Origin of the sequence: Desulfosarcina widdelii (assembly GCF_009688965.1) — a bacterium.
In the GTDB taxonomy this organism is placed as follows: domain Bacteria; phylum Desulfobacterota; class Desulfobacteria; order Desulfobacterales; family Desulfosarcinaceae; genus Desulfosarcina; species Desulfosarcina widdelii.
In genome coordinates this window covers 962,781-986,225 of the sequence record NZ_AP021875.1, presented here as the reverse complement: position 1 = coordinate 986,225, position 23,445 = coordinate 962,781, and the positions used below count along the sequence as shown (strand labels likewise).

Annotated in this window: 23 protein-coding genes; 16 read left to right on the top strand and 7 right to left on the bottom strand. The window is 50.3% G+C overall.

The annotated features are described in order from the left end of the window. Window positions 1-464 precede the first annotated feature (464 nt). The gene (locus GN111_RS04690; RefSeq protein WP_155301859.1) at window positions 465-1,997 is read left to right on the top strand and encodes an IS5 family transposase; all 1,533 of its coding nucleotides are present in this window, start codon (window positions 465-467) and stop codon (window positions 1,995-1,997) included. Between the two features lie 213 nt (window positions 1,998-2,210). Here the strand turns inward: GN111_RS04690 and GN111_RS04685 are convergent, their stop codons facing one another. Next, window positions 2,211-3,053: a sulfotransferase family protein gene (locus tag GN111_RS04685; protein ID WP_269433815.1), complete on the bottom strand. Its 843-nt coding sequence runs from the start codon at window positions 3,051-3,053 to the stop codon at window positions 2,211-2,213. A gap of 180 nt (window positions 3,054-3,233) precedes the next feature. On the opposite strand from GN111_RS04685, the gene GN111_RS04680 reads away from it, so the two are divergent. The 4 genes from GN111_RS04680 (at window position 3,234) to GN111_RS04665 (ending at window position 5,027) form a co-directional block, all read left to right on the top strand. After that, complete coding sequence (locus GN111_RS04680; RefSeq protein WP_155302639.1) at window positions 3,234-3,902, top strand: transposase; 669 nt, start codon at window positions 3,234-3,236, stop codon at window positions 3,900-3,902. Between the two features lie 6 nt (window positions 3,903-3,908). After that, a complete protein-coding gene (locus GN111_RS04675) occupies window positions 3,909-4,061 on the top strand; it encodes a hypothetical protein (RefSeq protein ID WP_155302638.1) in 153 nt (50 codons plus the stop codon). Between the two features lie 95 nt (window positions 4,062-4,156). Beyond that, window positions 4,157-4,390, top strand: a complete 234-nt coding sequence (locus GN111_RS04670; RefSeq protein ID WP_155302637.1) for a hypothetical protein — start codon at window positions 4,157-4,159, stop codon at window positions 4,388-4,390. Window positions 4,391-4,796: 406 nt separating this feature from the next. Continuing rightward, complete coding sequence (locus GN111_RS04665) at window positions 4,797-5,027, top strand: transposase (protein ID WP_155302636.1); 231 nt, start codon at window positions 4,797-4,799, stop codon at window positions 5,025-5,027. 62 nt (window positions 5,028-5,089) lie between these two features. On the opposite strand, the gene GN111_RS34135 is transcribed toward GN111_RS04665, so the two are convergent. From GN111_RS34135 to GN111_RS04645, 4 genes are all read right to left on the bottom strand, one after another. After that, entirely contained in the window at window positions 5,090-6,706 is a 1,617-nt protein-coding gene (locus GN111_RS34135; RefSeq protein WP_155302635.1) for a Gfo/Idh/MocA family oxidoreductase, read from the bottom strand. 15 nt (window positions 6,707-6,721) lie between these two features. Next, window positions 6,722-7,885: a DegT/DnrJ/EryC1/StrS family aminotransferase gene (locus GN111_RS04655; RefSeq protein WP_155302634.1), complete on the bottom strand. Its 1,164-nt coding sequence runs from the start codon at window positions 7,883-7,885 to the stop codon at window positions 6,722-6,724. Window positions 7,886-8,103: 218 nt separating this feature from the next. Continuing rightward, window positions 8,104-8,682 (bottom strand): winged helix-turn-helix transcriptional regulator, encoded by a 579-nt coding sequence (locus tag GN111_RS04650; protein ID WP_170302124.1) that lies wholly within the window; start codon window positions 8,680-8,682, stop codon window positions 8,104-8,106. Window positions 8,683-9,100: 418 nt separating this feature from the next. After that, a complete protein-coding gene (locus tag GN111_RS04645; protein WP_155302632.1) occupies window positions 9,101-9,379 on the bottom strand; it encodes a ComEA family DNA-binding protein in 279 nt (92 codons plus the stop codon). A gap of 454 nt (window positions 9,380-9,833) precedes the next feature. Here GN111_RS04645 and GN111_RS04640 point away from each other — a divergent pair, with 454 nt between their 5' ends. Both GN111_RS04640 and GN111_RS04635 read left to right on the top strand, forming a co-directional pair. Then, a complete protein-coding gene (locus tag GN111_RS04640; protein ID WP_155302631.1) occupies window positions 9,834-11,246 on the top strand; it encodes a sigma-54-dependent transcriptional regulator in 1,413 nt (470 codons plus the stop codon). A gap of 59 nt (window positions 11,247-11,305) precedes the next feature. Beyond that, window positions 11,306-11,755 carry a response regulator gene (locus tag GN111_RS04635; RefSeq protein ID WP_155302630.1) on the top strand — a complete coding sequence of 150 codons (450 nt, stop codon included), beginning with the start codon at window positions 11,306-11,308 and terminating at the stop codon, window positions 11,753-11,755. 3 nt (window positions 11,756-11,758) lie between these two features. On the opposite strand, the gene GN111_RS04630 is transcribed toward GN111_RS04635, so the two are convergent. Further along, a complete protein-coding gene (locus GN111_RS04630) occupies window positions 11,759-12,226 on the bottom strand; it encodes a hypothetical protein (RefSeq protein ID WP_155302629.1) in 468 nt (155 codons plus the stop codon). Window positions 12,227-12,815: 589 nt separating this feature from the next. Here GN111_RS04630 and GN111_RS04625 point away from each other — a divergent pair. The 5 genes from GN111_RS04625 to GN111_RS04605 all read left to right on the top strand — a co-directional run bounded on the left by GN111_RS04625 (window position 12,816) and on the right by GN111_RS04605 (window position 17,677). After that, window positions 12,816-13,169 (top strand): flagellar basal body rod protein FlgC, encoded by a 354-nt coding sequence (locus GN111_RS04625; RefSeq protein ID WP_155302628.1) that lies wholly within the window; start codon window positions 12,816-12,818, stop codon window positions 13,167-13,169. A gap of 129 nt (window positions 13,170-13,298) precedes the next feature. Further along, complete coding sequence (locus GN111_RS04620) at window positions 13,299-14,909, top strand: putative glycoside hydrolase (RefSeq protein WP_170302123.1); 1,611 nt, start codon at window positions 13,299-13,301, stop codon at window positions 14,907-14,909. A 280-nt stretch (window positions 14,910-15,189) separates the two neighbouring features. After that, window positions 15,190-15,591, top strand: coding sequence for a MerR family transcriptional regulator (locus tag GN111_RS04615; RefSeq protein ID WP_155302626.1), 402 nt, complete (start codon window positions 15,190-15,192; stop codon window positions 15,589-15,591). Next, on the top strand, window positions 15,584-16,828 hold the full coding sequence (locus GN111_RS04610) for an acyl-CoA dehydrogenase family protein (RefSeq protein ID WP_155302625.1): 1,245 nt from the start codon (window positions 15,584-15,586) through the stop codon (window positions 16,826-16,828). Before GN111_RS04615 ends, GN111_RS04610 begins: the two co-directional genes overlap by 8 nt. 39 nt (window positions 16,829-16,867) lie before the next feature. After that, on the top strand, window positions 16,868-17,677 hold the full coding sequence (locus GN111_RS04605) for an MBL fold metallo-hydrolase (RefSeq protein ID WP_155302624.1): 810 nt from the start codon (window positions 16,868-16,870) through the stop codon (window positions 17,675-17,677). Window positions 17,678-17,692: 15 nt separating this feature from the next. On the opposite strand, the gene GN111_RS04600 is transcribed toward GN111_RS04605, so the two are convergent. Continuing rightward, on the bottom strand, window positions 17,693-18,439 hold the full coding sequence (locus GN111_RS04600) for a TerB family tellurite resistance protein (protein ID WP_331457708.1): 747 nt from the start codon (window positions 18,437-18,439) through the stop codon (window positions 17,693-17,695). A gap of 228 nt (window positions 18,440-18,667) precedes the next feature. Here GN111_RS04600 and GN111_RS04595 point away from each other — a divergent pair, with 228 nt between their 5' ends. The 4 genes from GN111_RS04595 (at window position 18,668) to GN111_RS04580 (ending at window position 23,081) form a co-directional block, all read left to right on the top strand. Then, on the top strand, window positions 18,668-19,411 hold the full coding sequence (locus GN111_RS04595; protein ID WP_155302622.1) for a hypothetical protein: 744 nt from the start codon (window positions 18,668-18,670) through the stop codon (window positions 19,409-19,411). A gap of 69 nt (window positions 19,412-19,480) precedes the next feature. Beyond that, window positions 19,481-20,209, top strand: coding sequence for a hypothetical protein (locus GN111_RS04590; protein WP_155302621.1), 729 nt, complete (start codon window positions 19,481-19,483; stop codon window positions 20,207-20,209). A gap of 234 nt (window positions 20,210-20,443) precedes the next feature. Continuing rightward, complete coding sequence (locus tag GN111_RS04585) at window positions 20,444-21,592, top strand: SPFH domain-containing protein (RefSeq protein WP_155302620.1); 1,149 nt, start codon at window positions 20,444-20,446, stop codon at window positions 21,590-21,592. 364 nt (window positions 21,593-21,956) lie between these two features. Beyond that, the gene (locus GN111_RS04580; protein ID WP_155302619.1) at window positions 21,957-23,081 is read left to right on the top strand and encodes a hypothetical protein; all 1,125 of its coding nucleotides are present in this window, start codon (window positions 21,957-21,959) and stop codon (window positions 23,079-23,081) included. Window positions 23,082-23,445: the final 364 nt, after the last annotated feature.

Sequence of the window (23,445 nt, the reverse complement as noted above, 5' to 3'; positions counted from 1 at the left end):
ATTACAGACACTTGGAGGATGTCCATGGGCTACAAAAAGATGCGCAACTTGCTCGGATTCGCTGACCTGGCACTGGCAAGTTCACTCAAACATAACCGCAGCTGGCCACCGACTCGAATAAAGATAAGGTTCGTTACTCGGTCCAGGATAGCCGAACGCCGGCATTGATGGCTTTCCTAAAATACCTCGATAATAAAAGGTCGCAGCCTCGGCCGTGGGCCGGGCGATGTTTCAGCCAGCCACCGGGTAGCTACTCACTTAATGCAAAAAACTTCTTGCATGGAAATATTATCTTTAATCTTGGAGACATACTGAACAAAATGACAAGGTATTTTACTTAGGGTTTCCTGAATTAAAGATAAACACTTGAAATACTATACATTTTATGGTATTGAGGATCGAGCTAAATGCAAATATAACCACGCTTTACCCCTCAAAACCCTTGCACTTTTCTCGGTCCTATCATGTATCGACATAATCAAAAGCAGCTGGAATTCGAAACTTTCGAATTGCCTTTCGGCGGAAAACTGCGAAGCGACAATCGCTGGGTGAAATTAGCCAAGTTTATTCCATGGGGTCAGTTCGAACCGGCCTACAGTAAATCGTTGACCAACTCCGGTTTGGGCCCTCCGGCCAAATCGGTAAGAGTCGCCTTGGGCGCCCTGATTATCAAGGAGCGCTTGGGAACCAGCGATGAAGAGACGGTAGAACAGATCCGGGAAAATCCGTATCTCCAATACTTTTTAGGCTACAAGGCCTATGAGGACGAAAAGCCCTTTGATCCGTCCCTGTTCGTATACTTCCGCAAGCGGTTTGGCAAAAAGATGCTGGCCAAGATCAATGAGTCGATTGCCCGCAAGGCACTTGAACAAGAAAAACAATCGAAAGACCGTTCCCAAACCAAAAATGACGATGATTCCACGCCTACAGGTGGAGGTAGTGAAAACCAGGGCAAATTACTTCTGGATGCCACATGTACCCCCGCGGATATTACTTTCCCAACCGACCTCAAGTTGTTGAATACCGCCCGGGAGAAGAGTGAAGGGATCATTGATATCCTACACAGTCCATTCAAGGGGAAATATCCCAAACCGCGTACCTACCGTAAGTTAGCCCGCAAAGCGTTTCTATCTGCAGCCAAAAGCAAAAGATTGTCAAAGAGCAAGAGGCGTAAGGCCATTCGGAAACAGTTGGGATATCTCAAGCGCAACTTGAAAAGCATAACCAAGCTATCCCAACGAACGCCGCTAACGAAGCTCAGTCCCCGTCAGTACAAAGAGCTGCTGGTCATTCACGAAGTCTATCGCCAGCAGCAATGGATGTATGACCAGCATGAAAATCGTATCGATGATCGCATCGTCAGCATCAGCCAACCCCATGTGCGTCCGATCAAACGGGGTAAGGCCGGTGCGGCTACCGAATTTGGTGCCAAGATATCGGTCAGTCTCATCAATGGCATTTCATTCGTGGACCGCATCAGTTGGGATGCCTTCAATGAATCCGGGGATCTGATCGATCAGATCAAGGCATTTCGAAAACGATTTGGGCACTATCCGGCATCGGTTCATGTGGATCGGATTTACCGTAACCAAGATAATCGCCGGTTCTGCAAGAAACATGGAATCCGCCTTTCGGGTCCCCCGCTGGGCCGGCCACCGGCCGCTGTCGAGATACAGAAAGAGATCAAAAAGCAGGTCCGTCAGGATGAGCTCGATCGGATCCCGATCGAGGGAAAGTTCGGCCAGGGCAAGCGGCGCTTCAGTCTATCCAGAATCATGTGTAAGCTGGCAGTGACATCCGAGACGGCGATCGCGGTATCCTTCATCGTCATGAACTTGGAGAAATGGCTGAAAGGCCTTTCTTCTCTCTTTTTTACTTCCTCGTTGCTGTTCATGGTCCATATCAGAGTGCTTCAGAGACGATTTAACGGGCTTTTGGGTCGATTAGTCGGTAAATATTTTCAGGCTAAAATGCACCTGTCACTGTTGAGAGGGTGAATTTACCCATGCTAATGCGGCATCTTTACTAATTCAGGAAGCCCTACTTATAAAGTTTCTTAACTCTGCCACTAACAGCAGCGTTGCTGTAATCTTGGCAGTTGAGACCGAATCAAAAAAAATCGCGGGCAGTGGCCGCTACGGCCGTATGCGTGCAAAATTCAGGTAGTAAACTATAATTCAGACCAAAAATTTCTGAATTTTCTAAAAAGGTTATTTGTACAAAATTTTACTTAATATTGAGTAAAAAAATTTTTTTCGAGCTGAGAATAATACCTTTTTATATCCATATGATTTAAATATATTATTACATTTTTTCTGACAGTAAAATATTTCATATCCACGTAAAATAGATTTATATACTCCTACTCTTTCTTTGCTTGGACTTTTTTCTTCAAGAGGTGAAATCCAAGAATTTTTGTGCCTCATCTTTTTGTCTGACCATATTAAATTCTCAGTAGATGAAAGAGAGAAAGGCATTTCTTTACTTGAAATACTATTGATTTCATAAAATGGATTATCAACTAACTTTTCATATTTTATTACATTAATTTTTTTAGTATATTTTAACGCCAATTTATAACTCTCATTAATTTTTTTACAGTAGAAAGATATATTCCTATTTTTATAATTATTTCTTAAAGTTCCATTTTGCGCTTCACGATTTTCAATGTCATAAAATGAGCATATAATATCTCTAGGGTCTCTCACACAGAGAAAAAAGGATGATTCTGGGAAAATTTCGTATATTTGTTTTATATATTTAGAAAAGTTAGGATCCTTAATGATAATACAGTTACCTTTAAAGTCTTTTGGTATTCTATATTTCAAAATATTATTTATCAACTCTTTAACATAGCTTTTAAAATAATCTCTTTTTCCAAAATAAAATTCTGATTTATTCCAATTTTTTATACCATTAGTATAAAATTGAAATAAATCACATAAAAAATTGGCTTCAGGCCAAACTTCGGTATGATTTAATGCATTTGAAAGAAGTGTTTGCATTAGTGTAGTCCCAGATCTCTGAGCACCACCTATAAATATTAGTTTCACAACGAGACCTTTGCACAACCTATGTAAATTTAGGCATAAGGCCGAGCCGCCGCGCCCACCGGTTGTGCCCCTAAATTCAATTTAACATGAAATATCAGCTTGTTATCGTCTTTTTCACTTGCCTTTTAGTGGCGCCTGTGATACATATCTTTTAATATTACAGAAACTTAGAGGATATCCATGGGCTACAAAAAGATGCGCAAATCGCTCGGATTCGCTGACCTGGCACTGGCAAGTTCACTCAAACATAACCGCAGCCTTAAACTGATGAACACGCTCAATGAAGCCATCGAGTGGAAGCGCGTTGAACAGATCCTGATGGCTCACTATACCGTGGGAACCAGTGGTGAAGGTGCTGATGCCTATCCTCCTCTGCTCCTCTTTAAGTGCATGCTCCTTCAAAAGTGGTTTCGAATCAACTCCGATCCAGAGCTTGAAAATCAGATTAACGACCGGCTCTCATTTAAAAAATTCTTAGGGATATCCTTTGATAGGCCCTCACCCGATCATTCCACCTTTTCCCGTTTCAGATCCCGGTTGTCCAAAAATGCCATGGATCAAATCAACTCCGAAATCCTGCGTCAGTTCGAAGGCAAGGGACTGACCATCAATGAAGAAATCGCCGTCGACGCCAGACTCGTCAAATCTGCCAGCAGGCCGATCAGCAACAAAGAAATCGACCAACTCAAGAAAAAGCACAGCACGCCCCAAGGCAAACTCGATAAAAACGGCAAACCCAAAAAATTCAACCGGGACATGGACTCAAACTGGACGATCAAAAACGATATTCCTCACTATGGTCTGAAAGAACATGCCCCGGTTAAATGGTCTTCGAATTTAACGGGGTAAACATCCGTGGACACCAAACACGGGTTTATCCTGGCTACTACTTTGTCCGAGGCCTCGGTCAACGATACCAACTATCTCGATTACTGCACCGTTTTCAGCAAACATACAAGAACACCCATCAAAAAAGTCTATGCCGAAAAAGGATACTTGCCCAGTTGAATTTCGCGTAGCGAACCCGCTAAAGGCGGGATTCAACCGGGTGAAGAAAACCGAACCGTGATTTTCTAGCGGGAAACAAAATTGCAGACGGTATTATGCGAAAAGATTCAACCACAGCGAAACTCACGGATCTGGAAATCGAGCGTAACAAGAAAATCTCCAAGGTACGATACATTGTCGAGCAATATTTCGGAATCAGTCACCTGAAAGATAAAGCCCAGCGGGCAAGATTCCCACAGATTGATAAAAACAAATTCGATGGCTTGTATCCACAGGCCGCCTACAATATCCAAAAGGGGCTTAAAATCCTCAAACTGGCCCCCGTATAGGTGAATCGGCGCGCCCGGAAGCCAATTTCCGGAACTGGGCGCCTGAAAATAAGCCTCGAAGGCATCATTTAAGACGGCCAGCAAGCAGATAAGGGCCAATTTTGATTGAAGTTACTGGCTTTTTCTCCTTATAATTTTCGAAAAAGTTGACAGGCCCCATAAAATGAGAGGGGGACGTTGATTTTCAAACCTCTCACAACATTATTTCCTAATATCATGTCATTGTCATCAAGTATACTTTAGCAGGCAATAATTTACGATTTTGAGAATGATTGAAACTTGAGCGATAAAAAAGAACTCAGTTCCTTCTTAAGTCACTGTCAGTTTTAGATTGCCGATATACAGGCACTCCTGAAGTCCCAAATATAGGCATCACTCCCTCAAACATAACCGCAGCCTCAAACTGATGAACACGCTCAATGACGCCATCGAATGGAAGCGTGTTGAACAAATCTTGATGGCCCACTATAAAGTGGGAACCAGCGGTGAAGGTGCCGATGCCTATCCTCCTCTGCTCCTCTTTAAGTGCATGCTCCTTCAAAAGTGGTTTCGAATCAACTCCGATCCAGAACTTGAAAATCAGATTAAGGCATTGCCGTGGATGCCAGACTCATCAAATCCGCCAGCAGGCCGGTAAGACCCTTTATCAATCGTTGATCCTTCAAAAGATTTCCTCGGTTTGTTCACGAAGATGCCAGATCAGACCCTTTTCAGTCCGCCGTCTCTGCTTTCATAGCTCCGCTCGCAGGCAAGGCATTGCAGATCGTCGGGCAGCCGTTCCCCGCACTCGCAAACCCATCCGATCTGTCTGCCAGGGTTGCCGACCACCAGGGCATGGTCAACGACATTCTTGTTGACTACCGCACCCGCCCCCACAAATGCATAACGGCCGATGGTGGTTCCGCAGACGATGGTCGCGTTCGCACCCAACGTGGCACCATTTTTTACCAACGTTGGACGGACCTGGTCCATCTTGCGAATTTCGGCCCTGGGATTGTAGATATTGGTAAAGACCATGGAGGGACCGCAAAACACCCCGTCTTCAAGGGTGACGCCTTTGTACACGGAGACATTGTTCTGGATCTTGCAGCCGTTGCCGATGGTAACGTCCGGTCCCACAACGACATTTTGCCCGATATTGCAGTTTTCTCCGATTTCCGATCCGCTGAGTACATGGGAAAAGTGCCAGATCTTGGTCCCCTTCCCTAACGTGGCGCCGTTATCGATCACGGCGGACTCATGCACAAAAAAATCGCTTTGAGTGCTTGATTCCAGTCGCATCCCTTCCAATTCTGGCTTCGGTGTAATTCTGACCGACTGTCCGTTCATATCCAAAGAACGCTGGCTGGCATTCAGCACCCGAAGCACCCGAAGCCCCTCCTCGCCGTCGGTAACGGGCTGTCGGCCGGCTGCAATACAGTGGAGGAAATGCAGACATTCTTGACGCAACGGTTCTTCTTCAGGGACTTCCACCTTTTCTGGCTCTGCTTTGGCCGGGACAGGCATGTTGTGTTCCCACTTGATTTCATGCGGGTAAAGCCAAAGCTTATTCTCCCAAGGTTTGGTGTCGTTGAAAACGGCCATTTTTTGATCGCCGACCACCACCAATTTCTGTTCTTTGAAGGGATGCAGCCAGGAGACGAAAATATGCGCCTTCAGACCGGATTTGAAATCGAGATGGGTTGTCGTAACATCAGCTATTTTTTTATGCAGGTAATACCCACCCGTGGTCTGGACAGTTTCGGGTTCGTCCTCGGCCAATGATAAAATCATGGAAATATCGTGAGGGGCGAACGACCATAGAATATTCTCTTCTCGCCGGATTTTCCCCAAATTGAGACGATTGGAATAGATGTAATTGATACGCCCCAGTTCTCCGTCGAGAGCGAGTTCTTTCAGCTTTATAAAAATTGGGTGATATTGCAGCAGGTGACCGACCATGAGCACCAGTTTGCGCTCCCGGGCCAGTTCAATCAACTCCTCCCCTTCCCTCTCGTTCAGGACAAGGGGTTTCTCGACGTAGACGTGTTTCCCCCCCAACAGCGCTTCTTTAGCCAGGCCGTAATGGGTTTCGGCAGGCGTTGCAATGGCCACCCCGTCAATGGCTGCGTCTTTGAGGACGTCCGATAGGGCCAGGCAGGTTTTAATGTCTGCATACTGCTCATGGAAATTTGCCAGCAAATCTTCAGAGCGGTCGCAGATTAGGTCCAATGCACCGATCTGATGAAAATTTCGAACCAGGTTCTTGCCCCAGTAACCGCTGCCGATCACCGCAAGACGGGGTGGTTTATTGCTGCTATTGGCATCCGTCGTCATTGTAGGCCTCTCCGGTTAGGAATAAATCACATCGACGATGCGCTGCTGCTCATTGGCCTGCAGGTAAGGATGCATCGGCAGGCTAAAAATTCGTTTCGAGAAGTCTTCGCTTACGGGAAAATCGCCATTCCGATACTGCAGGCCGCCGAATGCGGTCTGCAAATGCAGCGGAAGCGGATAATACACCGCCGTGGGGATTCCGGCATCCTTTAATCGGTTTTGGATTTGGCTTCGCTGGTCTTCGTTTTTGGCCAACAAGGAATACTGGGCCCACACGGAAAGGTAACCGGAAGGGATGGCGGGCGTTTTCAGAACAATTTCTGCAGAACGCCCTTGGGCAATCATTTCGTTGTATCGTCCGGCCACCTCCTGGCGCAGGGAGACCTCTTCCGGAAAAATATCAAATTTGGCATTCAGGATGGCGGCCTGCAAAGTATCCAGTCGTCCGTTGATGCCGATGCGAACGTTGTCGTATTTGTGCCCGCCTTTGCCGTGGATGCGCAAGGATCGCATGACGTCGGCCAGATTGTCGTCGTCTGTAAAGCACATCCCGCCATCGCCATATCCGCCCAACGGCTTTGCCGGGAAAAAGGACGTGCAGGCTACACTGGCCAAACTGCAGGCTCTTTTACCGTAGTATTGGGCGCCAAAGGACTGGGCCGCATCTTCGATGACGAAAAGGCCGTTTTCTTTCGCGACCGCATTGATCTTATCGTAATCGGCTGGCAGCCCAAAAAGATCCACGGCGATGATGCCCTTGGCTTTCAGTCCGGAAACGCCAGGCAAGGGGTGGGATGAGGCGTCGCCTGCTTTCAACGCGGACAAGGCCGGCTCGATTCTTTGAGGATCGATGTTAAATGTGGACGGATCGACATCGACGAACACAGGTGTCGCGCCAAGGAGGCTGATGACCTCGGCTGTGGCAATAAACGTAAACGGCGACGTTAAAATTGCATCCCCGGGGCCGACATTATGGGCCATCAAGGCCAGCAGCAGCGCATCGGTTCCCGATGCGCAAGAGACCGCGTGTCTGACTCCGCAGAACTCGCCAAGCGTCTCCTCCAGTTCGTCGACTTCCGGACCCATAATGTAGCGTCCGTGTTCCAATACGGCGTTTATATTGGCGTCAATTTTTTCTCGAATGCGCTTTTGTTGGGCAGCCAAATCGATGAATTGCATTTACCCTCCTTTGTTCCAGTAGCTACAACTTCAAATATCAATCGGCAACAACACTCCGAAAGGTTTTAATATCGTTTTCGAATTTGTTACCAATAGGTTTGATGGTAGGTTCGGATCATTGGATAGAAATCACCAATATCTTTTTTTCATGGCCCATCAGTTCAAATCTCGTGATTCATCAGGAAGTAGGAGAACGTTTCTATACCATCTTATTGCCCCTAAAAGAACCGAACCTTTCTCTGTGGCACCCCGGCCTGTCGGATGGCATTTAAAATGTCCCCATGATTATCTACGGTGGTAATCAACAAAATGTCATAATCAACGGTTTGGACGCGCGAAAACGGCTGTATGCGCAAATGGGCAAATTTTTGACCTTCTAAACTCGGATCGACCACGTCGATCAATTCCAGTGGCGTGCCGGTCATCGACAAATAGGCAATATCGGCAAATTCCCCGGCGCCGTAAAAGATAATCCGGGTCGCTCCCTGATTCTGCAAGGTATCGTAAAGATTATGCAACCGTTTTCTGGCAGTTTTGAAATATTGATAGGAGCTTGAAATGTATTGATAGGTCAGCCGCGTTTTTTCCATGGCGCCGGACGGCGTCAGGATATACTGCACCCGGTTCTTAGGAATGGTGGTGACTTTGCAGTAGCCTTTTTTGACCAGCCGCTTGATGAAGGCGTTCACCATACCCAAGGAAACCTGCAGGGCGTCCGACAATTCCCGCTGTGATGTGGGACGGTCTTCCGCAATGGCCTCCAGCAATTGTAAAGTCTTGAGGTTTTTCGTTTCCATTTTGGGAGGGTGGTGAATAGCTCCGCAGGTTGGATTACATCGTCGGTTCGATGTACCTGCTTTTTGTACGAATAAATTAAGAGTTCGATGTGGAAAGGCAGTTCTTGCGTTCATGTATTGAACACAAAACCGCACAAGAGTCAATGTTAAAGTAAAACAAACGCTTAAAATTACTGCTCCGTCAGGTGATGCGGGTGTAAAATTGATGATTGGAACGGGTGCGAGTTTATTGGAGGAGCTGTTGTCAGTTTACCCTTGACCGTTTGTATGCATATCTGCGGAGGTGATCGATACTTTTAGCCAATAAAAAAAAATCGGCCCGTCCGAATAAAAAAATGGACAGGCCGATTTTTAAACATGCGCTCGTACCGGATCGATCATTTCATTCGAATGCTCGGTCTCAGGTAGCAAGGGGTTGTCAAATAACAATCCGGTCTTTGTTGGCTTCCCAGGTCTTTTTACCGATACCTTTTACCTTCATAATATCTTCGGGTTGTTTAAAAGGTTCAACGTTTTCGCGGTAGTCGATAATCCGCTGGGCGTATTTGGCGCCCACACGTTCAAGCGTCGTCAATTCCGCTGCTGTGGCCGTATTGATATTGACTTTCTCCATTGCCGTTGCGCAACAGGTTCCCGCAAAAACGATGGCAAAGGTCACCAGAATGGCTAAACAGATCGTTCTTCTTGCCTTTTTCATAAGTCCTCCTGATTAATAAATGTTGTTGATCATGATGGAGCGCGCTTTCCTCCAAAAACTACGTCGAAAAAATACGCTCCCCCTTTTTAGGCGCGATTCCTTTACCCATTCTCGTTTCAGGATTTCACGCCGCGTTTCCAGGTTGCCACCGGGCAATGCCTGTCGTCCATGGCAAACAAACATGCGGAAAAAAAGTGAATCGCAATCGTGCAGGAAGATCAGTTCAGGTCAGAATTGGGCCTATCGTACAGATGGAGGATCAAACCGTATAGCGCAGATTGTGTTGGGATAAGGAATAGCACATTCGATACCAAGTCAAAAAAGAATTGGCATGATCCCATTTTGCTCCCTTGACTTTTTTTTGATATTCGTGAGATATATTAGAAGTTCCTAATTTATCTATTAAAAATAGGATTTTGGAACATCGAGCGGTTCAAAGACAGTTTCGCCTGTCATGCGCATCGGCCAAGGCAAGCTGTCTATTATTGTGACCCTTTTCAATCGTCCGGTTATGCAAAAATATAAAATTCTCTTTGTTGACGACGACCAGCAAATTCTTTCGATAGTAGGGCAATTTTTAGGTCGCTGCGGTTTCGATGTGACCACCGAGTCAAACGGTTTGAAGGCCATCGAAAAAGTTCGGGCCACCCATTACACGGTGGTTTTTACAGACCTGATCATGCCTGAACTCAATGGAATGGATCTGTTGAAACAGATCAAAGAAATTTCCCCTGCAACCGAGGTCATCGTCGTTTCCGGATACGGGACCATCGAATCGGCAATCGAGGCCATGAAACTCGGCAGCTATGACTTTCTCCAGAAACCCATCAATTTCGACCGATTCAAAATCCTGATCGATCGCATCATCGAAAAGCAGGAACTCGAGGAAGAGAACCAACGCATTCGCAGTCGCCTGAAAGAACGCTACAAATACGATGAACTGGTGGGAATGTCCCCGAAAATGCAGGAGATATACACCATCATCGACAGAATCAGCTCCTCAAGTCCGACGGTCTTGATTCAGGGGGAAAGCGGAACCGGTAAGGAACTGACCGCCAATGTCATCCACAACAACAGCGACCGCAAAGATGGTCCTTTTATCCCTGTCAACTGCGGAGCCATCGCGGAAAGCCTGTTGGAAAGGGAGCTGTTCGGGCATGTCAAAGGCGCCTTTACCGGTGCTTCCAAAGACTCCATCGGTCTTTTCAAAGCGGCCGACGGCGGCACCATTTTTCTGGACGAAATCGCGGAAGTCTCTCCTGCGGTTCAAGTCAGTCTGCTACGTGTCTTGCAGGAAAAAAAGGTCCGACCCGTTGGAGATACCCGTGAGAATCAAGTTGATGTCCGTGTGATCGCAGCCACCAATAAAAAGCTGGACGAGGCCATCCAAAAACAATTGTTCCGTGAGGATCTTTATTACCGACTGAATGTCATTTCCATCACCATGCCGCCGTTGCGGGAAATCCGAGAGGATATCCCGCTGCTGATCAACCATTTCATTGCGAAACACCAGGGCAGCAACTCCACAGCATCACCCGAAGTCAGCCCTGAAGCCATGGCCAAGCTGATGGCCTATGCCTGGCCGGGCAATGTCCGGCAGCTTGAAAACGTCGTTAGAAGAGCGTTTGCATTGGGAATCGACGAGGTAGTAGATATCGACGACCTGCCTGAAGAGATCGCCAGGCAGATCGGCAAACCGATTCCATCAGACGCGGATCTAAATCTGAAAACCGTCGAAAGGAAAACGATTCAGCGGGCGCTCCAAAAAGCAGGGGGGAACAAAGCCGAAGCCGCCAAATTGCTGGGGGTCAACACGACGACCGTCTATCGCAAAATGGCCCGTTACGATATTGAAGATGGCCGATAGCGTCAGCCTTGCAGCCGTTAGTTTTCCCATCCGTTCGGAAAAAAGGAAGGAATGGTAAGATGCCAGAAGGATTGGATGTAATCGTTGTCGATGACGACCCCGATGTCTGTCAACTGATTTCGAGTACGATAAAACGTTTTTATACCTGGGGGAAAGTTCTTTCTTTCACGGATGTGGAAGAGGCCACGGTCTATTGCCTGGAAAGAGACATCGGGGTGGCCATTTTTGTGGTGGACGTTTTTTTAGGAGGGGCCAGCGGGTTTTATTTTCTTGACGCCATCGAAAAAAAATTTCCCACTGCCCATTCCGATGCCATCGTCATCACCGGAAACGCCAGCGACGACATCGTCAATATGTGTGTGGCTTCCGATGTGAACCATCTACTGGAAAAACCGGTACGGCCCTATGCCCTGCAATTGGCTGTCCGTGCTATCGCCGAAAAATACCTGAAGTTCGCCAAAAGACTGTTCAGCGACCAGGCGTACGCGAAAAGCGTGATGAACTTCTGAAAGTCACCTCTCGTTGTAGTAGCCGCTGTTGTATCTGGCAATTTCCATGGAAGACAGCGCCAAGGCCTGGTCGACAATGCCTTGCAGTTTATCGTCAGCACCCTCGTCGGATTGAGACATCGTTGCCAGGGCTTCGCTCTGGCACGTCATCTGCTGCACCAGTGGTTCGACATCTTTCATTGTCGCCCCGCTTTCATCAAGTTTTTCCCGATAGGCATCCAGCGTATCTACCAGTTGCTCTGCCCTGGCGACGATGGATACTGTCCCGCTCTCAGTTTGCGTCGAAAACCGAGCCGGGCGGATATCCGAAACCGTCGTTGGCGTCTCCGCCGAGGACGTCTGGATATTTTCGCCCCCGATCGCCTGTTTGAAAATCGTGTCGAATCCACCATCTGTGGATTTTGTCCTTTCGTTCTCCGGCTTGGACCCCACAATGGTCTGGATTGGTTTGTTCGGATCTATGGTTACCATGTTGCCTCCTGTGGATAATTTTCGGCACTACCCTTTTCCAACCTTTTTATCTATCTCATTTTCAAGCTAAAGCAAATTGCATGCAATCTTTACTGAAAAAAAATGAAACTTCAATTTTTTTTGCATAAAAGCGGACACTACCGTCTACGTTTCCACACATTTCGTTTGTCCAGAATTACACTTTTACCATCGTTTTATCTGTAGTTACTAAATGTTACAGAACTGGCGTCCAGTGCGAGTCACTCTGTTCTTTCGTAGATTACGTAGCATTGTCATTGATTCAGCGGTAACCGAAAATCACGCCTTTATCACCACCTTGCCACGCTCTGGCGGCAATTTCTTCCGTGCCGGAAGGAATTGCTACCGGCAATCATTACCCATTCCGTCGTCGGAGGAATCGACGTCATGGGCTTTGTGCTTTTGCCGGTTCACCCCATTAGGATTGCCCTTTTTTGTCATCCTTCTGAATAGTTAACAATTGCCGGCAGCATAACCCACCGTAATTTATATAGTTAATCACAAACATCACTATGGCACTGGAATTGCTTTATAAATCGGAACATTTAACCGTACAAAGTCAGGAGTCGTTATGATTTCGCCTTTATCTTCAGCCACATCCGCCGTTTCGTCCTTTTCCGTGAAAATGGACGTTACCGCCAACAACATCGCTAACGTTAATACAGACGGTTTCAGAAAAAGTCGCACGACCCTTCAAGAGGGCAAAAACGGCGGGGTCGAACCGGTTGTCGATCAGGTCGACACCCCGGGTCTGTCCAAACTCGTTTCGGAAGATGGCGTCATCCGGGAAGTCGAGGCTTCCAACGTGGATCTTGCCGAGGAACTGACCGAGACCATTCCCACCCAAAGGGCTTACGAGGTTAACTTGAAAACGATTAAGACCACAGATGACATGCTGGGCAGCCTGTTGGACACCATTGGATGAAATATCTGCTGAGAAAATGGTCCCTTGCGCTTCATGAAAAACGACAACTGCCGATAATGGGTCTGAAAACCAATCCAATCGAATCCGCTGGCCGCAAGTAAGGGTTCCATAGAAAGGAAAATCGCAGCGTTGAATTCAAACCTTTTGCCAACCGTAAAGACCCTATCCGCCTTTTCGTTGTTTTGCTGGATCGCAGCAGCAATCCTCTTCCCGATTACCGTTTCGGCAGGTGTCGACAGCCATTATGCCGTATATGTTCCACCCCATAAAATCACCCAGCGAACCCTCGATGGGATTGTCCATTATGCCACCCTGACCCCGGTCAACGCGGTTGTGCTGCATGTGAAAACACCCAGAGGCCGGTTGCTGTGGCCGTCCAAAAACCCGATGGCTGTGGAGATGGGCGTTGCCGCTGGACATTCCGGTTTGGCCAGACACGTGGCGCGCTTGAAACAGGACAACATCCATACCATTGCCAAGCTGGATGTGTTTGCCGATCATCAGCTGGCCGCAAGCCGGCCCGAACTGAGCGTCATCAATGCGCGAAACGGGGCTCCCTGGACCGATGCCAATGGCCTGCACTGGTCCAATCCTGCTGACAGCCGGGTATGGGCGTACAATATCGCCCTGGCCAAGGAATTGGCCGGTTTGGGGTTCGACGAAATTCAGTTCGACTATGTTCGATTTCCCAGCGACGGCGATCTTTCCGCGATTAGTTATCCCAACATGGAAGCTGGTTTTTCCAAATCAGACTTCATCCAATCGTTTCTCGAGAACGCTTCCCGAGAGTTAAAGCCGCTGGGCGTATCGCTTTCGGCGGACATTTTCGGACTTACGGCCTGGAAAACCAATGATTTTGGCATCGGCCAGGTGCTGGAAAAAATGGCTCCTCACCTGGACGTCATCTGCCCCATGTTCTACCCATCCCATTTCCCGGCCGGTTTTTTGGGTAAAAAGACACCCGGTGAATTTCCTGAAGTCATCATGGAAGCCAGTATGCGCAGCATGCAGCGACGTACCGACAAACCGATCCGCCCATGGATTCAGGGGTTCTGGTACCGACCGGATCAAATCGTCGCTCAAATCGACGGCATCGAAAAAGTCTCGTCAAGCAGTTGGTCTGTCTGGAGTCCTTCCGGAAACTATGGACTGTCCTATCGGGCCATGGCGGCTCGGTCCGGCACCTGCCTGACCGCACCCAAATATTATGCGAGCTTGGATGAATTGAAGAATGAAGCCGACCGTTCCGTGCGCGGCAACGGTGCTGTGGTCAACTACACCAATTTTAAATCCGGATATTCGATCCTTTCCCTGGAAGCCTCGCAAAAAGGCCAACGATCCCGCTATACGTCCCCGGCGGCAGTTGTAGGGACCCTGGAAGAAGGCATCATGGACCACATCCTCCAATCGCGGGGCATCTCCTTTAAAATCAATGCCAACCCTCACACCAAACGCAAACTGATCAGCGATCTGCTGTGCAGCGATCTGGGTAAAAGCGCCCGGCGTATGCGCCCGCAGCCAATCTATATCGACTGGTCGCAGGACTGCACCTTTTCCACCCGAAATATTCCCCGGTCGCGGCTGGAGCTGTTTGCTAGCGGCGGGCGTGAAGAAACACAAAAAGATTCCGCCGAAATCGAATCTTCGGAGGCTATCAATGTTGCCTCCATCTCGGAAAGCATCTTCGGTGTCGTCGTGGAACCGGTGGTCATTCAGCCAACCCTGGTTTATTCCCGGTAGTTATTGCCCATCCGTAAATGGCCAATTTGCCCAATATCAGCGTTGCGCTCAAAATTTTATCCTCGGAATATCAACCATATGCACCCCATGGGCATTTCCTACGGGCACCTGTGGTAAAATTTCTCGAGCACCTTGCTCCCGACCCAATTTGTCTATTTCTGGACGAACATTAGCTATCCGGGTCGACACGCCTCTCTAAAGTAAAATTCCTTGACGGCGGTTGCGTTGTCCTGCTATCTTAACCTTTACGTAAACGTTAAGTTCAGCCGGGTGAATTACCGTGAAAAATGAAAGCTATTCCATTTCCGACCTTGCTGCCGAATTCGACATTACCAGCAGGTCCATCCGCTTCTATGAAGAAAAAGGGTTGATCCATCCGGGCCGTACGCAGGGAAATCAGCGGATCTATTCCCCCAAGGATCGCATCCGGTTGAAACTGATCCTGCGAGGAAAACGCTTCGGCTACACCCTCGACGAAATATCGAAGATGATCGGACTGGCCGATGTGGATGTCAATGAGATCGATCAGATCCGCAGCGCCTTGTCCTACGGAGACAAAAAGCTCAAGGAAATCGGACAGCGCCGAAAGGAACTCAAAGCATTGGAAACGGAAATGCGCACCGTCCGGGAAAAACTGATCCGCCGCCTCGAAACACTGGAAAGGAAAGAAAGCGATGTTTGACCACTTGTTATCCGAACCGGCCAAAAAATTCCGTGAAGAAGTCAGGGACCTGGTGCGTTGGGTGCCCCGTGAAATGATCCTGGACATGGATCGGGACCGCATTCAATTTCCCAAGGAGTTTTTACAGGAGGCCGGCCGGCGCAACCTTATGGGATGCCGTTACCCCAAGCGCTGGGGCGGCCGCGGTATGGATTGGGTGGCAACTGCCATGGCCATGGAGGAAGTGGGCACCCTGGGATACATTTTCGCCTGTATCTTCGGGGTGGGGGCCGAACTGGTCTGCGATGCCATCATCCTTCACGGCAGTGACGAACAAAAAGAAAAATACGTCCGGCCTTTGCTAAAAGGAGACCTGTTTGCCGCCGAGTGCCTGACCGAACCCCGCGGTGGGTCCGATTTCTTCGGCACCACCACCACCGCTGTGAGAGACGGGGACGATTTCATTCTCAACGGACAAAAACGCTTTATCGTCGGCGCCGAAGGGGCCGATTATTTCCTCGTATATGCCCGAACCGCGACCGATGCCAGGCCCCACGAAGCGCTGACCTGTTTTATCGTCGATCGCGGACCGGGCGTCGAGACCCAATACCTGTACGGCCTCATGGGCTGCCGTGGGGGCGGCGCCGGAAGAATCGCATTCAAGGACGTACGCGTTCCCAAGGCCAATGTAGTGGGAAAGGTCAACGGCGCCTATGCCGTCTTCAACACCATGATGATCCCGGAGCGGCTGGGCACGGCCGCCATGACCATCGGCGCAGCCCGTCCTGCGCTGGATGTCGCCACGGGCTACACCGGCCGCCGCAAGGCCTTCGGCGCAACCATCAACACCTTTCAAGGGGTCAGTTTCCAGATCGCGGAAGCCGTCATGCTGCTGGATGCCGCCCGTGCCATGGTTTACGCCACCTGCAAAGCGGTGGACGAAGGCGAATCGTCACGCAGAATCCGGCGAATGGTTTCCGAAACCAAGAAATTCGTCACCGAGTCGTGTCAGAAGGCGGCCAATAACGCCATGCAAGTCATGGGCGGCATCGGCTATACGAATGTTTTTCCCGTTGAGCGCATTGTCCGAGATTTGCGGCTCGCCTCCATCTGGACCGGCACCAACGAAGTGATGTCCATGATCATCGCTAACGAATGGTATCGGGGCCGTATCGGGAAAAAGGCAGAAACCGAAGCAAGGGACTGGGAACTGGATGCCGCCGAAGCCCACGCGCAAGAAGAAAAAATTTATGAATAACGAATCGGTTTAAAACGCTTTTTTCACGTACCGATCAAGATGAAAACTGTCACCCTGCATCGCTATCATCCCGAAGTGAAAGGCCTGGAACTGGGCTACGGCATCATCGGACGCCCCTTGATGACCGTCCATTGCTATCTTGTCGGCGACACCCTCATCGACTGCGGCCAATCCCGCGTGGCAGCGGAAATGAGACGGTTTGTCCGCGCCAATCCGGTAAAACGGCTGCTGCTCACCCACCACCACGAGGATCACAGCGGCAATGCGGCCATGATTGCCCAAACCTGCGGTGCAGTTGTCCTGGGCCATCGAATCACCGCCCAAAAAATGCAGAATATCCGTCCGATCATGCCCTACCAGCATCTGGTATGGGGGCAATCGCGAACGGTGGATGTGTCGCCCCTGCCCCCATCGTTGGAATTCAATGGCCATCGGTTCCTGGCCATTGACACACCCGGTCACAGCAAGGACCACACCGTTTACCTGGAAACCCGACACGGCTGGCTTTTTTCCGGGGACCTCTACCTGGGAGAACGGATCAAATTCTTTCGGTCCGATGAAAAGATCGATCTGCAAATCCGGTCTCTAAAAACCGTTTTGCGGCATGATTTCGAGATTCTGTTTTGTGGTCACAATCCGGTATTGAAGGACGGCAAGGAAAAAATTCGCCGCAAGTTGGCTTATCTGGAAGAGATTGCCGGAAACGTGCGTCAACTGCTTTCCATGGGGCTGCCTGAAAAAGAGATCGTCAGGCGAATGGATCCTAAAAAAGACCGCTTCATCAAATATTTTACCATGGGAAATGCCTGTTTCGCCAACATGGTACGCTCCGCCATCCGCGCAGCCTGATCCCAAAAGGCCCTCCTACTTGATCCCCCGGGCCTCCTTGATCTGATCCCAGGCCTCTTGAATTTCACGAAACTTGTCCTGGGCGAAGCGGGTGAACTCATCGGGCAGGCCTTTGGCGGCAATTTTGTCCGGATGGTACTCCTGAACCCGCTGTCGATAACAGCGTTTCACCTGATCGTCATCGTCATCCGGACTGCACCCCAATACCGCGTATGCTTTGTCTGCGGTCTTAACGTATTTGGATTTCAACTGGTTGTAGCGAACGGAACTAAAACGGAACGTATTCACGGCCACCATGATCAGTTCCTCTTCCTTTACGGTCATGCTGCCGTCGGAAACGGCCACCCGTAGCAAAACCTCGATCATCACTTCCAGCATCTGGGGTTGGTCGTGGAACTCCCCGTAAAACTGACGGGCGAAATCGTCAAAGGTACCGGGGGCATTCAATGCCGTCCGAAAAATATTGACCGCCGCATGCCGGCTGTCCGCGTTCAACCGCAGATCCTTTTCCATAAAAGCCTCTATGGAGTCGATCTCTTCCGGGGTCACCCGCCCATCCGCACGGGCCAATTTGGCCAGCATGGAAAAGGCTGCCACGAAAAAGGTCAATTGATTCTGCTCCACACGAGACAGGCGTGGCCCGCCCCGCGGTGCATCCAGTTCGCTCCCCGTATCGAAGGCGTGTCCGAAAGCGGTTCCGAAAATCGCACCCAGCGGTCCGCCCAGGGCGAATCCGATCGTTCCGCCAACTATCTTTCCCATCCAACCCATCTGGCGCTCTCCTGTTTTCGTTGGTATTGACGCTCTCCCCTAACACAAAACAAGAAGCGTTGCCAAGCGCGCGACATATGCCCGTGGACATCGGAACCACCAGAAATACCTTGAATTATCTTTATTTTCCTTGTATTAATGATACTTGGTGATTCCAATCACTTTCCCCCAATTTTCTTCCACGAAAGGTTGTTGCGTATGTCGTCATGGTTGAGCAACATGGAATCCGTAGCAGCGCTGAACAACTGGATACTGGCGGGGACCTTAATTTTTGCAGCGATTACCGGCATTCTCGTTTTTCTGGCAACCGGAAAGTCGAAAAGCCTTATCCAGCAGCTTTCCAAAGATCTCGAATCTTCCGGCGGTCGCATCAAATCCCTGGAAAAAACGGCTGAATCCATACGCAAAGAACTGCTGCAAACCCAACAGCATCAAGATATCAGTCAGCTCAAATTGAAAACCAGCCATTCGTCAGCCGAGGAATTGCGCCAGGAATTGCTGGATGCCAGAAAACGCCTGGAAATCGCAGAAGCCGCCGTCAAGGAGCGCAAAGAGCAGGAAAAGGACACGGAAGTTTTTGACGATCTGGAACTGGAACTCGAGCCGGAAGGCGGCCTTTCGGAAAGCCAGCGCGAGCAACTCATCGATCTGCTCGACCCGGGGCCCAAGGGCAATGTGGACATCTACTGCGTGATGGGCGATACCTTGTCTGAAACGACGGCCAGCCAACTGGACGAAGTACTCACCAACGACGGCTGGAAAACCAACGGGGTAGCACAAAGTGCGTTTTCCAATCCGCCCAAAGGCTTTGCGCTGGTGGTCAACAGCAAGGAGACGGCGCCCTCATACGCCTCCTTTATCCAGCGGGTGTTTACCACCATCGGTTTGGATGTTTCCGCCAAAGTCGACAACAAATACCGGGAATGGTCCCTGAGTATAATTGTAGGCAGCATCGAAGGATGAGAACCGATAAATGCCGCAGCCGCATGTGACCGACAAACCGCACCACCTCAATTTTTCGGGAAAATGACAATGACTGCTGAACGTTCGCCCCAGAAAAATGCGATGGGTTCCGGAACCGTACTGTCTACCGGAGCGCTGATATTTGCCTCCCTTACCCTGCTCTTCGCGCTGTTTGCCATGTTTTTGGGCAACCGGCTGAGTTCTTTGCAAAGCGAACGCATTAAGGCCCAAAAAGAAAGCGTGGTTACAGAAACGACGGCCATCGAAGAGATGAAAAGCTCACTGGATAAAGCACAGCAGGATCTGCAAACGGAAAAAGCGGGTTCGATAAAACTCCGCAAACAGTTCGATGCGGCCATGCAGGAGTTGAAAACGCTCAAGGCGGAGCTGGCCAAGTCCCATCGGACCATCGACGAACTCAAAGCCAAGGCCACTGTCGCGGCCCCATCCTTGCCGGAGCCATCCTCACAATCCCCTGCCCCTGTTATCAAACAAGGGTCGCCGGCTGCAACGTCACCTGGCCTGACACAAGAATCCTTGCCGTCGAATGCACCTGCGGGCCAACCGACCGGGAAGTCCTCCGATTCGGCGCCTGCGGTCCAGGAGGAACAGGCTGTTCAACCGGTTGAAGAAAATGCTGCCCCGAAGCCGGAAACATCCACTCCAGCAACGGGAAAACCCCAAGCGGCGATCGAGGAGAGCAATATAGAAGTCGATCCAGTGGACGCTGGAGGCCAATCACCCCCGAAAGTCCAGCAACCTGCCGTTGACGCATCCAAGCCTTCCGCCACGAATTGAACCATCCATGCCGGTGTCGAGGCGACGAAAAGCGGGCCGCCGGAACGGTGCCTCGCCCTGTCGATGCCTTCTTCCGGCAGGAGATATTTTTGTCGCTTGTCCAAATTTATCGCCAGCTGTCGCCCGCAGTACACCTGCCCTGCTCGTCGGTCGTTTTACTCATGCTTTCGGTTTTGCTGCCGATACTTTCCCTACAACCCGCACCATTTTTTAATTTAAAAGGAGAATCGATTCATGCAAGGCGATAACCGCATTTTTCTTGAAAATCTGGAATGGTTCGACGAAAGCGGCCAGGAACTGGTTCATCGGCTGCCGGAGAAGGGCTCCGGCGAAATCAAATGGGGAGCCCAACTCACCGTGCGTGAGAGTCAGGCCGGTGTATTCTATTACAAAGGCAAAGCCGTCGAGGCCTTCGGTGCCGGTCGTCACACCCTGAAAACCGGCAACATCCCCATCCTCACCAAGATTGCCAGCCTGCCCTGGGGCATGAACAGTCCGCTGCGGGCGGAAGTCTATTTCGTCAACATGAAGGTTTTTACCAACCTGAAATGGGGAACCCGTGATCCGGTCGCCTTCAAGGATACCGAACTCGGTCTGATCCGCTTGCGGGCCTTCGGCGTTTTCAACCTGCAGGTGGTCCAGCCTGTCCTGTTCATCAACACCATGGTGGGCACCCAGGGCATGTTCACCACCGAAGCGATCGAAGAGTACCTGAACCGGGTCATCGTCTCGCGATTTAACGATTACATGGGCGAAACCATCGACTCGATCCTCAACCTGCCGGCCAAATACGACGAACTCTCCGAGGGGCTCGCCAAGCGGCTCGCAGAAGATTTCCGGCATTTCGGGTTAGGCCTGACCCACCTTTACATGAACGCCATCACGCCGCCGCCGGAGGTGCAAAAAGCCATTGACGATCGCAGCCGCATGGGGGTGATCGACGACATGAACAAGCTCATGCAGATGAAATCGGCCATGGCCATGGAAAAAGCGTCCGAAGCCCAGGGCGAGGGCGGCACCGGCATGGGCACCAGCCTTGGGCTGATGATGCCGGCCATGTTCGCCCAGTATTTCAATACTGCGGGCAAAGCCGCTCCGCCAACGGAAGCAACGGCGGGATCGACGGGTCAGCAGCAGACAACCTGCCAGGAATGCCAGTGCCCCATCCCGTTGAATGCCAAGTTCTGCCCCATGTGCGGCCACCAGCAACTGGTATTCATCCAGTGCGGCAATTGCGGAAAAAACCTGACCCCCAACGCCAAATTCTGTTCGCGCTGCGGCCACCCGGTGGAAGATTCTCCTAAACCGGTCTTCTGTGCCAATTGCGGCGCCGAGAACCTGGCCGGGGCTAAGTTTTGCACCCAATGTGGAGAAAAATGCTAATTTGTGTCCATCCAAAAGAGGCATTTTGCGGCCCATGCCGGCGTTCTCCCATTTTCGCAATCCTCAACGTAGCGCTGCTGCGCCTGCGGTTGCGAAAATGCTGCGGCCTTGGACTAACCCACAAACTACCGCTTTTGGACGAACACAAATTCAATGCCCTCTATTTCGATACTGATTAAGGCTATATTCGTGTAGGGTATGTGCTGGAAGACTTTTTTTCCGGATAAAAAACTCGAATACACCGAAAGAGGAAATCATAGATTTTCGAATCGATCATCAATGCCCTCAATGCGGCGCACCGGCAGAGCTTGCCGAAACGGACCGACTGGTTCAATGTCCTTACTGCAAGGTCAACTCCTATCTGGTGCCAAGCCGCTATTTTCGCTACCGGCTGCCCGACAAGGCGCCCCAAGGCGAGGAATTGGTGTATTTCCCCTACTGGCGCTTCAAAGGAATGATCTTTTCCTACCTGTCGACCGGCATCCAGCATCGTTTCCTGGACACCAGCCGGCAGGCGGTGACTTCGCCTTTTTTCCCAATCTCCGTGGGTCTTCGCAGCCAGGCCATGAAACTTCGGTTTGTCAGCCCGGATGCCAAGGGGTGGTTTATTAAGCCGGCCACCCCTTTCAAACAGGTCATGGATGCGTTCCTCGAGCGGATCAACCGCGACCTGCCCGGCCCCGTCTACCACCAGGCCCACATCGGCGAGTCCCTGAGCCTCATCTACGCCCCTTTTTATGTCGGCAAAACCGTTATGGATGCGGTGCTTAACCAGCCGGTATCGCAGCAACTGGACGAATCGTTCGACCTGAACCAATTCCCTGGAGGACCGGCGGACTGGAAGATTGGCTTTCTACCCACCCTTTGCCCCAATTGCGGCTGGGACATGGAAGGCAGCCGGGATGCTCTGGCCCTGCATTGCAAAAACTGCGAATCCGCATGGCAGGCCTCCAAAGAAGGAATGACGCTGCTCAACGTGGCCCACCTGCCCGGCCAAAAAAACGGAGCTGCCGTTTACTTGCCCTTCTGGCGCATCCGATCCGATGTTTCCGGCCTCGATCTTGGCAGCTACGCCGATCTGGTAAAAGTGGCCAATCTTCCTAAAGTTGCCCAACCCGGGTGGGACCGCGTTCCATTTTATTTCTGGGGTCCGGCATTCAAGGTCCGCCCGCGAAGTTTTTTGCGCCTGACGCAGCAGATGACACTCAGCCAGCCCCGGGACAAACTGGTCGCCCGGGTGCCCAAGGATGCCATGATGCATCCGGTGAATCTGCCGGTTTCTGAATCGGCCGAAAGTCTGAAATTGAACCTGGCCGGTTTCATGCGGCCCAAAAGTGCGGTCCCGGATTCGATCTCCAAAATCCACATCCGGGCAAGGCGCTATCTGTTGGTCTATATCCCTTTTGAAGTTCGCCACCACGACCTGGTCCAGCCCCAATTCAAGATTGCCGTCAACCGCAACCAACTGGCACTGGCCGGCAATCTGTGATTTTACTCCTATTGGCCGGCAAGTTTTTACAAGGCTTTCTCCTTGAAATCAGGAGTTTTTCGTGGTTGAATACAAAATCGTCATTGAAAATTATCGCGTAAAATTCGGCCGGCCTTTCCGCTTTCTGCCAAACCCATGGGGTTCTGAACATCCATCCAACCGTATTGGCGCTAACCCATGGCTACAGTTCACCGCTCGTCGGCCGATATAGTAATACGATGATGCGGGGTTCACATCTCAATTGATAGTCGTCGATCCTGCCGCCCCGCTTCAGAATATGTCGTAAACGCTTTCGTGTCCGTCAAAAAAACAGGAAAACCGATTCGATAACGATACCGACGACACCGGGCTACCTGCCCGCGTG